General features: G+C 74.2%; 1 protein-coding gene. It reads left to right on the forward strand.

Features of this window, described 5'->3' with window-relative positions:
• Positions 1 to 8,707: type I polyketide synthase (locus tag IEY99_RS33580; RefSeq protein WP_189208161.1), on the forward strand; the 8,707-nt coding region annotated here is incomplete at its 5' end.
• Between the last annotated feature and the right edge of the window lie 95 nt (positions 8,708 to 8,802).

An 8,802-nucleotide genomic window follows, 5' to 3' on the forward strand; every position in this document is an offset into this window, starting at 1 on the left:
GTCGGCGCGGGCCCGGTTGATGCAGGCGTTGCCGCCCGGCGGCGCGATGATCGCGGTGCACGCCGCGGAGTCGGACGTCCGGCTGGTCGAGGGTGTGTCGATCGCCGCGGTGAACGGCCCCGATTCGGTGGTGCTGTCCGGTGCCGAGACGCCGGTGCTCGCCATGGCGGCGCAGTACGAGCGGAGCCGGCGGCTGAATGTCAGTCATGCCTTCCACTCGGCGTTGATGGACCCGATGCTGGCCGAGTTCCGGGCGGTCGTGGCGACGCTGACGCTGCACGAGCCGACCCTGCCGATGGTCTCCACCGTCACCGGCTCGCGGGTCGAACCCGGTTCGGTGACGGACCCGGACTACTGGGTGCGGCACGTGCGCGAGACGGTCCGCTTCGCGGACGGGATCGGGGCGATGGGTGCCGACCTGATCGTCGAGGTGGGCCCGGACGCGGTGCTGAGTTCGCAGATCGACGCGGACGTGGTGGTGCCGACGTTGCGGCATGGTCGTGCCGAGGATGCGGCTCTGCTCGCCGCGGTGGCTGCGCTGTGGAGTGCCGGTCTCGATGTGGAGCTCGGTGCGTGGTTCCCGGGGGCGTCGCGCGTGCCGCTGCCCACGTACGCGTTCGACCACCAGCGCTACTGGCCCGAGCCGCGGGAGGTCCGCCGCGGCGACGACGACCTGGACGCCCGCTTCTGGGCCACCGTCGAGAGCGCCGAGCTGACCGAGCTGGCCGATGAGATGGCAGTCGACCCCGAGGCGCTGGAACGGGTGCTGCCCGCCCTGGCCGGCCGGCGGCGGCGGCACCGCGACCAGTCCCTCCTCGACGCACTGCGGCTCCACGAGACCTGGCGTCCGCTCACCGGCCACACGCCCCGCAGCCTCACCGGCACCTGGCTGGTCGTCGGTGACGCCCCGGACGTGACCGCCGCACTGGGCGCGGCCGCCCTCACCGCCCCCGCGGCGGACCGCGGGACGCTCGCCGCCCAGCTCCGGGAGCTGGACGTCGAGCCGTCCGGCGTGCTGTCCGCGCTGTCCGCCGGAGACCACCCGGTTGGCGCCACCCTGGTGCTGCTGCAGGCACTGCAGGACGCCGGCATCGCCGCGCCGATGTGGTGCCTGACCCGCGAGGCGGTCTGTCTCCCCGACACCCCGGCGGACGCGCAGCAGGCCGGCGTGTGGGGCTTCGGCCGGGTCGCCGCGCTCGAGTACCCGCTGCAATGGGGCGGCCTGATCGACCTTCCCGCCGCCCTCGACGAGGACTCCGCCCGGCAGCTGCGCGAGGCTCTCGCCGGCATCGGCGGCGAGGACCAGCTCGCCGTACGCCCGCAGGGCCTGCTGGCCCGCCGCCTGTCGCCCGCACCGCCCGGCCCGGCCGGTGCCGTCTGGCGCCCGCGGGGCACGGTCCTGGTCACCGGCGGCACCGGCGGGCGGGGCGCACACGTGGCCCGCTGGCTCGCCGCGCACGGTGCGGAGAGACTCGTGCTGCTCAGCCGCCGCGGTCCGGACGCGCCCGGCGCGGCCGACCTGGTGGCCGACCTGCGCACGCTGGGTGCCGAGGTGAGCGTGGTCGCGGGCGATGCCGGCGACCGGGCCACCCTCACGGCGCTGCTCGCCGAGCCCGGCCTGCGAGCCGTGGTGCACGCCGCCGCCGTCGTCGACCACGGCGTCATCGACGACCTCACCGCGGACCGGTTCCGTACCGTCGCCGATGCCAAGGTGTCGCCGGCGCTGCTGCTCGACGAGCTGACCGCCGGGCTGCACCTGGACGCCTTCGTCCTGTTCTCCTCGGTCTCCGGCAGTGTCGGCAGCCCCGGCCGGGCCACCCTCGCCGCGGCCGGCGCCGCGCTGGACGCCCTGGCGCACAACCGGCACACCCGCGGCCTGCCCGCCACATCGATGGCCTGGGGTGCGTGGATCGACGAGCAGGGCGGCCCGGGGGAGCACACCGGCACACCGCTGCCCGCCGTACATCCCGATCTGGCCGTCGCCGCCCTGCAGCAGGCGGTCACCGCGAGCGCACCGACGCTGGTCCTGCTGGACCTCGGGCAGGCGAACATCCTGGACTCGCTCGTCGGGCTGCGCGGCAATGCCGCCCTGGGCGACCTGCCGGCCGCCAGGGAAGCCGTCGCGACCGCCACGAACACCCGCCTGTCCACCAGTACGGCCACCGGGCACCTGCGCGAACGGCTGGTGCCGCTCGGCGCCGAGGACCGCGACGCCCTGGTGCTGGACCTGGTCCGGACCGAGGCGGCGGCGGTGCTCGCGCACCGCTCCCTGGACGCGATCGGACCCCGGGCCGAGTTCCACGACCTGGGCTTCGACTCGCTCACCGCGGTGGAACTGCGCAACCGGCTGTCCACCGTCACCGGGCTCCGGCTGCCGGCCACCCTGATCTTCGACTACCCGACGCCGACCGCACTCGGCGGATACCTGCTCGGCGAGGTCCTCGGCGACGAGCCGCAGCCGATCGTGCCACCGGCCGCGGCCGCCGACCCGGGCACCGACCCGATCGTCATCGTCGGCATGGCGTGTCGCCTGCCCGGCGGGGTGCAGTCGCCGGACGACCTGTGGCGCCTGGTGGTGGGGGAGCAGGACGGCATCAGCGCGTTCCCGTCCGACCGCGGCTGGGATCTGGCCGCGCTGGCCGCCGGTGGCGCCGACGGGCAGGGCCGCAGCGCCTCGCTCCACGGCGGCTTCCTGGACGGCATCGCCGACTTCGACGCGGCGTTCTTCGGGGTCTCGCCGCGCGAGGCGATGGCGATGGACCCGCAGCAGCGCCTGCTGCTGGAGACCTCCTGGGAGGCGCTCGAGTCGGCCGGCATCGACCCGGAGGCGCTGGCCGGCAGCCCCACCGGCGTCTTCATGGGCACCAACGGCCTGGACTACTCGACGCTCATCGCGCAGTCCCGCGAGGACGTCGGCAGCCTGTCCGGCACCGGCCTGGCGAGCAGTGTGATCTCCGGCCGGCTGTCCTACACGTTCGGCCTGGAAGGTCCCTCGTTCACCGTCGACACCGCCTGCTCGTCGTCGCTGGTGGCGCTGCACTCCGCGGTCGCGGCGCTGCGCAACGGCGAGTGCTCGCTCGCACTGGCCGGCGGCGTCACCGTCATGGCGACCCCGGTGAGCTTCACCGGATTCAGCGTCGACGGCGGGCTGTCCCCCGACGGGCGCTGCAAGTCGTACTCGGACGCGGCCGACGGCACGAGCTGGGCCGAGGGGGTGGGCGTGCTGGTCGTCGAGCGGCAGTCCGACGCCGTCGCCAACGGCCACGAGATCCTCGCGGTGGTCCGTGGGACCGCCGTCAACTCCGACGGTGCCTCCAACGGCATCACCGCCCCCAACGGCCCCTCCCAGCAGCGCGTGATCCGGCAGGCCCTGGCCAGTGCCGGCCTCACCTTCACCGACGTGGACGTGGTCGAGGGACACGGCACCGGCACCCCGCTCGGTGACCCGATCGAGGCGCAGGCCCTGCTGGCGACGTACGGGCGGGGCCGCTCCGCGGACCAGCCGCTGCTGCTGGGCTCGGTGAAGTCGAACATCGGGCACACCCAGGCCGCGTCGGGTGTCGCCGGGGTCATCAAGATGGTGATGGCGATGCGCCACGGCCTGGTGCCGCGCTCGCTGCACCTGCAGGAGCCGTCCTCGCACGTGGACTGGACGACGGGTGACATCCGGCTGCTCCGCGAACCGGCCGCCTGGCCGCAGGTGGACCGGCCGTGGCGCGCGGGCGTCTCGTCGTTCGGCATCTCGGGCACCAACACCCACGTGATCATCGAGCAGGCTCCCGCCGGTGCCGCTGCCGCGTCCGCCATCGACCCGGGCAGGCCGGTCCCGCTGGTCGTCTCGGCCAAGTCGGGGCCGGCGCTGGACGCGCAGATCGAGCGGATCCGTGCCTGGCTGGTCGAGCACCCGGACCGGGCCGCCGCGGACGTGGCGTGCACGCTCGCCGGACGTTCGTCGTTCGCGCGGCGTGCCGTGCTGGACGCCGACGGCGCCGAACTGGCCCGCGGTGAGGCGGCGCCGCGCCGGGTCGCGGTGGTGTTCTCGGGGCAGGGCTCGCAGCGGGCGGATATGGGCCGTGGGCTGTATGAGCGGTTCCCGGTCTTCGCTGCGGCTTTCGACGCGGTGGCGCAGCGGTTGGTCGTGGACTGGGAGGACCTGGACGCCACCGGGAATGCGCAGCCGGCGATCTTCGCGGTGGAGGTGGCGCTCTACCGGTTGTTGGAGTCGTGGGGTGTGCGGCCGGACGTGGTGGGTGGTCATTCGGTCGGTGAGATCGCGGCGGCCCACGTTGCCGGGGTGCTGAGCCTGGATGACGCGTGCACGCTGATCTCCGCGCGAGGCCGGTTGATGCAGGCGCTGCCGTCCGGTGGCGCGATGGTCGCGGTGCAGGGCGTCGTGGGGGAGGTACCCGACGGGGTGTCGGTCGCTGCGGTGAACGGGCCGGAGTCGTTCGTGCTGTCCGGCGAGGAGGGCGCGGTGCTGGCTGCCGCCGCGGGTTTTGCGCGCAGCAAGCGCCTGGCCGTCAGTCACGCCTTCCATTCGGCGTTGATGGACCCGATGCTGGCGGAGTTCCGGGCGGTCGTGGCCGGCCTGACCCTCAACGAGCCGATGCTGCCGTTGGTGTCGAACGTGACGGGGGCTGTGGAGTCGGGGCTGTTCACCGATCCGGACTACTGGGTACGGCATGTGCGCGAAACGGTGCGCTTCGCCGATGGTGTCGCGGCGATGAGTGCGGACCTGGTCATCGAGGCCGGGCCGGACGCGGTGCTGAGTTCGCTGATCGACGCGGATGTGGTGGTGTCGACGCTGCGGCGCGGGCGGGACGAGGATGCCGCGCTGCTCACGGCCGTGGCGGCGCTGTGGAGCGCCGGTCTGGACGTCGATCTCGGGCCCTGGTTCCCGGGGGCGTCGCGGGCGCCGCTGCCCACCTACGCGTTCGACCACCAGCGCTACTGGCCCCGCCCGCTCGCCCACTCCGGTGACGTCGGCGCCGTCGGTCTGTCCGCCGCCATGCACCCGTTGCTCGGCGCCGCGATGACCCTGGCCGACACCGGCGAGGTCGTCTTCTCCGGCCTGCTGTCACTGCGTGTTCACCCGTGGCTGGCCGACCACACGGTCGACGGCCGGATCACCGTGCCCGCTTCGATGTGGCTGGAGCTGGCCGTGCGCGCCGGCGACCAGGTCGCAGCGGAGAGCGTCTCGAACCTGACACTGCACGCCCCGCTCGTGATCAGCGAACGCACCTCGGCTGTCCTGCAGGTCCGGGTCGGTCTACCCGACGACGGGGGCGTGCGCCCGGTCACCATCCACTCGCGAGCGGAGAACGGCGACGGTCCCTGGTTGCTGCATGCCCAGGGCTCTCTGGCAGCGGGCAAGGAAGCCGTCGACCTCGACACCTCCTCCTGGCCGCCCGCCTACGCCACGGCCGCCGACCTGGAGGGCTTCCACGAGGTGCACGGCCACGGGCCGTCCTTCACCGGGCTGCGGGCGGTCTGGTTGCACGCCGACGAGGCCTACGCCGAGGTGACCCTCCCGGAGCCCGTGGCCGGCGACGCGCGGTACTTCGGCATCCACCCGGCCCTGCTCGCCTCCGTCACCCACGTCGTCGGGTTGCTCGGCCTCGACGAGGACCTGCACCCGGCCGCGTGGAACGGCGTGACGCTGCACGCGGCCGGCCCGGTCACGCTGCGGTGCCGGATCGTGCGGCAGGGGCCGGACCGGGTACGGATCGCCGCGACCGACCCGACCGGCGCACCCGTACTGGCCGTACGGGAGCTCGTCCTCGCCCGCCCGCCGGCCGCGGTGGCCGCCGCCGAGCAGCTCCCGCTGTTCCGGATGGACTGGCCGGCCGTCGAGACCCCGGCGCCCGCAGCCGTCAAGCACACGGTGCTCGCCGGCTCCATGGCCGAGGTGCCGGCCGACGTCGACATCGTGGTCGTGCCGGTCACCGGCGACTCGCAGGACGTGGCCGGCTCCACCCACCGGGTCACCGCCCGGGTCCTCGGCGCGGCACAGGCGTTCCTGGCCGACAACCGGCTGATGGGCGCGCGGATGCTCTTCGTCACCGACGGGGCGCTGGCCACCGCCGACCGCGAGCGGGTGACGGACCTGCCGGCCGCCGCGGTGTGGGGCCTGGTCCGGTCGGCGTACGCGGAGAACCCGGACCGCTTCCTCATCGTGGACACCCCCGACGTGGACGCGTTCCTGCCCCTCGTTCCCGGCGTCACCGCCGACGGCGACCAGCAGTTCGCGGTCCGCGACGGCGTCGTACGCGTCGGCCGGATGGCCCGGCTCGACTCCGCCGACACGTTGCTGCCTCCGGCAGGCGGGGCGTGGCGGCTGGTCCGTGCCGGTGACGACGTCACCCTCACCCCGTGCGCCGAGGTGTGGGAGCCGCTCGGCCCGACCGACGTACGCATCGACGTGTACGCGGCCGCCGTCGATCCCCGCGACACCGCCGGACCCCTCGGCTGCACGGTGGCCGGCATCGTCACCGAGGTCGGCGCCGACCTACCGGGCGTGAACCCGGGAGACCGGGTGATGGGCCCGGCCGCCGGCGGCGTCGGACCCATCGCGGTGGCCGACGGCCGTACCCTGGTCGCGGTGCCGGACCGGTGGTCCTGGGCCGAGGCGGCCGCCGCACCCGCCGGCCCGGGTCTGGTCCGCCCGGCCGAGGTGGACACCTGGGACGTCCGCCGCGCCCGCACCGCCCTGCGCGCCGCCGGCACCGGCCCGCTGGTGCTGGAGATGCCGGTGCGCTGGCATCCCGAGGGCACCGTGCTGATCGTCGGCGGCACCGGCGCGCTGGGCCGGCACTTCGCCCGCCGGCTCGTCGCCAACGGCGTCCGCCACCTGCTGCTCACCAGCCGGCGCGGTCCGGACGCGCCGGGCGCCGCCGAGCTGGTCGCCGAGCTGGACGTGCGCGGAGCCTCGGCCCGCATCGTCGCGTGCGATCCGGCCGACCCGGCGCAGGCCGCGGAGCTGATCGCGTCCATCGGCCCCGATCGTCCGCTCACCGCGGTGTTCAACATCGCCGGTGTGCTCGACGACGCCATCCTCACCTCGCTCACGCCGGACCGCATGCACCGGGTGCTGCGTCCCAAGGTGGACGTGTCGTGGAACCTGCACGAGCTGACCCGCGACCTGGATCTGGCGGCGTTCGTGTCGTTCTCTTCGGGTGCCGGCGTCATGGGCAACCCGGGTCAGGGCAACTACGCGGCGGCCAACGCCTTCCTCGACGCCCTGGCGCACTACCGTCAGGGGCTCGGCCTGGCCGGCCTGACCCTGGCCTGGGGTCCCTGGGACGACACGGACGGCATGACCGGCCTGATGGCCGAGACCGACCTCCAGCGCATGCGCGCCAGCGGCATGCCGCCGCTGCAGGTGGACGAGGGACTGGACCTGTACGACACGGCGATCGGCTCGTACGGCCCGTACGTGGCGCCCCTGGCCATGAGGTCCGGCCCGGCCGCCCCCGGCGCGTTCGTCCCGCCGCTGTTCCGCGGACTGGTCCGCACGGCCCGCCGCGCCGCGGCCGGCACCGAGGCCGGCGGAGTCACGCTGACCCGGAAGTTGTCCCAGCTCGGGGGCGCGGACCGGACCAGGGTCCTGGTGGACATCGTCCGCGCCGAGATCGCCGCCGTGCTGGGCCACGCCTCCGCCGACGCCATCGACGCGCAGCGCGACTTCTACGAGCTGGGCTTCGACTCGCTGACCGCGGTGGAGCTGCGCAACCGGCTCAGCGTCACCACCGGCCTGCGCCTGCCGGCCACGGTCATCTTCGACAGCAAGACCCCGGACGAGCTGGCCGGCTGGATCCGTGCCGAACTGGCCGCCGGAGAGGGCGGCGACCCCGACCTCGCGTCGGCGGCCGGGGCGGAGCCGGAACGCGACTCGCTGGAGCGCCTGTTCCTGGACGCCCTCGGCGCCGGCAAGGTGCGCGAGGCGCAGCGGATGCTCGCCACGCTCGCCGCGCTGCGGCCCACCTTCGAATACACCTCGGAACTCGAGGACCTGCCGCTGCCGGTCAACCTGACCGAAGGCGCGGGCGGGCCGAAGCTGATCTGCATCCCGGCGCCGACCGCGAACTCCGGACCGCACCAGTACGCCCGGCTGGCCGCGCACTTCCGCGGCGAGACCGAGGTGTCCGCGTTGCCGCTGATCGGGTTCGCCACCGGTGAGCGGCTGCCGGACAACGCCGAGGTCGCCGTCCGGGTCATCGCGGAGAGCGCACTGCGGGCCAGCGACGGCCGGCCGTTCGTCCTGGTCGGGCACTCCTCGGGCGGGTCGCTGGCGTACGCGGCGGCGGGCGTGCTGGAGAACACCTGGGGCGTACGCCCCACGGCGGTCGTCCTGCTGGACACGCTCAGCTTCCAGCACAACGACGACGAGGGCGTCGACTACGGCGGCATGATGCAGCTGAACTTCGCCGGCGGCGACGAGGCCTCCCCGGTGCGGCTGACCAACTCGCGCCTGTCCGCCATGGGCCGCTGGATGGTGCTGCTGAACCGGATGGACGTGGCCCACACGACCGCACCGGTGCTGTCCGTCCGCTGCACCCGCGAGAGCGTGGCGGGCAGTACCGCCGACCTCGGTCCGATCGTGGCGGGGGCTGCCGTCGCCCCGATCGACGCCGACCACCTGTCCCTGGTGCGGGAGGACTCGCCGCGGACCGCCGCCCTGATGAAGGAATGGCTGGGCAACCTGTAGAACCCGCGGACGAGCCAAGGCTTAGGGAATTCCGCAGTGCAGATCTTGCAGAGTGGGTCATGCGGGGGTCCGACCCGTGTCCCGTACTCGAGAGG

It is taken from the genome of Couchioplanes azureus (genome assembly GCF_014648355.1).
GTDB lineage: Bacteria > Actinomycetota > Actinomycetes > Mycobacteriales > Micromonosporaceae > Actinoplanes > Actinoplanes azureus.